This is a genomic window from Selenomonadales bacterium (genome assembly GCA_017442105.1).
GTDB lineage: Bacteria > Bacillota > Negativicutes > RGIG982 > RGIG982 > RGIG982.
Genome location: JAFSAX010000077.1, coordinates 1 through 3,772, shown reverse-complemented (window position 1 = coordinate 3,772; position 3,772 = coordinate 1). Strand labels below are relative to the sequence as shown.

Sequence of the window (3,772 nt, the reverse complement as noted above, 5' to 3'; positions counted from 1 at the left end):
CTTAAATTAACTGAAAATTAAAAATAGAATAAGCAATTTGGTATGGTTTTTTGAAAGAATTTTTATGAGAAAACGTGTGTATCTCTTTACTTTTTGGGACAATCGGTGTATAGTTATAATGTACGTTAAGTATGATGTATATTTATTCGTGATGCGGTCAAGCCGTCTTGTGCGGTGGGACTGATTCGAATGATATACAAAATCCTTACTGAGTTGTTAAAAAAGAGAGGGGATTATTTAATGGCAAGAAAAATGAAAACTATGGATGGTAACGCCGCTGCCGCTCATGTGTCCTATGCATTTACGGATGCTGCTGCTATCTATCCGATCACTCCGTCTTCGCCGATGGCTGAATATGTAGACGAATGGGCTGCAAAAGGCAGAAAAAATATCTTCGGTCAGACGGTTAAAGTCGTAGAAATGCAGTCTGAAGCAGGTGCTGCAGGTGCCGTTCACGGTTCGCTCCAGTCCGGTGCTTTGACGACGACTTATACGGCTTCTCAGGGTCTTCTTTTGATGATTCCGAACATGTACAAAATCGCAGGTGAGCTCCTTCCGGGCGTATTCCACGTTTCGGCTCGTGCGCTCGCTGCTAACTCCTTGAATATCTTTGGTGACCATCAGGACGTTATGGCTGCTCGCCAGACGGGTTGCGCTATGCTCGTTGAAAGCAGCGTACAGCAGGTTATGGACCTCGGTGCGATCGCTCACTTGGCTGCGATCAAAGGCCGTGTACCGTTCATCAACTTCTTCGACGGTTTCCGTACGTCCCATGAAATTCAGAAAATCGAAGTTCTCGAATATGATGAACTCGAAGCACTCTTGGACAAAGATGCTCTCGAAACGTATCGCAAAAATTCGCTTCATCCGAACCATCCGGTAACGCGTGGTACGGCTCAGAACCCGGATATCTACTTCCAGGAACGCGAAGTATCGAACAAATTCTATGATGCGATCCCGGCACTCGTTGAATCCTACATGGAAGAAATCACGAAATTGACGGGTCGTGAATATCACCTCTTCAACTACCATGGTGCTCCGGATGCTGACCGCATCGTTATCGCTATGGGTTCCGTTACGGAAGCATTGGTTGAAACGGTTGACTATTTGAACGCACAGGGTCAGAAAACGGGTGTATTGACGGTTCACCTCTATCGTCCGTTCTCCCTCGAACACTTCTTCAAATATATCCCGAAAACAGTAAAAGCTGTTGCAGTTCTTGACAAAACGAAAGAACCGGGCGCTCTTGGCGAACCGCTCTACCTCGATGTTAAATCTGCATTCTACAACCAGAAAGACTGGAATCCGACGATCGTTGGCGGCCGTTGCGGTCTTGGCGGTAAAGACATTACGCCGAGCCAGCTCGTTGCAGTATTCGACAACTTGGCAGCTGATGAACCGAAAGACGGTTTCACGATCGGTATCGTCGATGACGTAACGTTCAAATCGCTTCCGCTTCCGACGAAAGAAATCGACACGACTGTTGAAGGCACGACGGCTTGCAAATTCTGGGGTCTCGGTTCCGACGGTACGGTTGGTGCTAACAAATCCGCTATCAAAATCATCGGCGACAAAACGGACATGTACGCTCAGGCATACTTCGCTTACGATTCCAAAAAATCGGGCGGTATCACGATGTCCCACTTGCGTTTCGGTAAAAAACCGATCTCCTCGCCGTACCTCATCAATCAGGCTGACTTCATCTCCTGCTCGCAGCAGTCGTATGTAACGAAATACGACCTTCTCGCAGGTCTTAAAGAAGGCGGTAAATTCCTCCTCAACTGTACTTGGAATGCAGAAGAGTTGGAAGCTAACCTCCCGGCTTCGATGAAACAGTATATTGCTAAAAACAATATCGAATTCTACACGGTTAACGCAGTTAAGATCGCTCAGGAAATCGGTCTCGGCGGTCGTTTCAACATGATCATGCAGTCCGCATTCTTCAAATTGGCGAACATCATTCCGCTCGAAACTGCAGTTGACTACCTCAAAGACGCTGTTGTTACTTCCTATGGTAACAAAGGTCAGAAAATCGTTGACATGAACAACGCTGCTATCGACAGTGGTATCGAAGCACTCGTTAAAGTAGAAGTTCCGGCAGCTTGGGCTACGGCTGAAGATGCAGCTAAAGAAGCGAAAGAAGTTCCGGCATTCATTAAAGAAGTCCTCGAACCGATGAACCGTCAGGAAGGCGACAAACTTCCGGTTAGCATGTTCGAAGGTTCCATGGCTGATGGTACGTTCCCGACGGGTACTGCTGCTTATGAAAAACGCGGTATCGCTATCAACGTTCCGGAATGGCAGCTCGACAAATGTATCCAGTGTAACCAGTGTTCGTTCGTTTGCCCGCATGCAGCAATTCGTCCGGTCCTCACGACTGAAGAAGAACTCGCAGCAGCTCCGGCAGGCTTCGAAGCTAAAGATGCAGTTGGCGCAAAAGGTCTCAAATTCACGATGCTCGTTTCGCCGTATGACTGCTCCGGTTGCGGTAACTGCGCAGACATCTGCCCGGCTAAAGAATCCGCTCTTATCATGAAACCGCTTGCTACGCAGGAATTCCGTGCAGAAGCTTGGGATTACGGCGTAAACAAAGTAGCAGACAAACCGAACCCGATGAACAAATACAGCGTAAAAGGCAGCCAGTTCGAACAGCCGTACCTCGAATTCTCGGGCGCATGTGCTGGTTGTGGTGAAACGCCGTACGCTAAACTCGTTACGCAGCTCTTCGGTGATCGCATGATGATCGCCAATGCAACTGGTTGTTCCTCGATCTGGGGCGCAAGTGCACCGGCTATCCCGTACACGAAAAACAAAAAAGGTCAGGGTCCGGCATGGGCTAACTCCTTGTTCGAAGACAATGCTGAATTCGGTCTTGGTATGTTCACGGGTATGAAAATTCTCCGTAACAACCTCGCTGACGACATCCGCGCAGCAATCGCTGACGGTGTAAGCGAAGAACTCCAGGCAGCATTCGAAGAATGGCTCGATAATAAAGATCTCGGCGAAGGCACTCGTGCACGCGCTGAAAAAGTAGAAGCTGCTTTGGAAGCTGAAAAAGCTAACAGCACGCTTCTCCAGAAAATCTATGACAACCGTGAATTCTTGGTGAAACCGTCTCAGTGGATCCTCGGCGGCGACGGCTGGTCCTATGACATCGGCTACGGCGGTGTTGACCATGTACTCGCATCCGGCGAAGATGTAAACGTTCTCGTATTCGATACGGAAGTTTACTCCAACACGGGTGGTCAGTCCTCCAAAGCTACTCCGACTGCTGCAATTGCACAGTTCGCTGCTAGCGGTAAGAGAACGAAGAAAAAAGACCTCGGCATGATGGCTATGAGCTATGGTTATGTATACGTTGCACAGGTTGCAATGGGCGCAGACAAAAACCAGGTTCTCAAAGCAATCAAAGAAGCTGAAGCATATCCGGGTCCGTCCCTCATCATCGCTTACGCACCGTGCATCAACCATGGTCTCCGCGTTGGTATGGGTAAATCTCAGGAAGAAACGAAACGTGCCGTTGAATGCGGTTACTGGGCAATGTACCGCTTCAATCCGGAAGCTCCGGAAGGCCAGAAATTCACGCTCGATTCGAAAGAACCGACGGGTGACTTCCAGGCATTCCTCGCAGGCGAAGTTCGTTACTCCTCGCTCAAACGTTCCTTCCCTGAACTTGCTGACGAATTGTTCGCAAAAACGGAAGCTGACGCTAAAGAAAGACTTGCTGGCTACAAAAAATTGGTCGGCGTAAAATAAGTCTGACTAAGTGAAT

Annotated in this window: 1 protein-coding gene; it reads left to right on the top strand. The window is 48.6% G+C overall.

From position 1 onward, the window contains the following. Positions 1–240 precede the first annotated feature (240 nt). Positions 241–3,756 carry a pyruvate:ferredoxin (flavodoxin) oxidoreductase gene (gene nifJ, locus IJN28_03065; GenBank protein ID MBQ6712753.1) on the top strand — a complete coding sequence of 1,172 codons (3,516 nt, stop codon included), beginning with the start codon at positions 241–243 and terminating at the stop codon, positions 3,754–3,756. Positions 3,757–3,772 lie beyond the last annotated feature (16 nt).

Coding starts and splice junctions, on each gene's coding strand:
- nifJ (MBQ6712753.1), top strand. CDS start 241: ATGGCAAGAAAAATGAAAACTATGGATGGTAACGCCGCTGCCGCTCAT.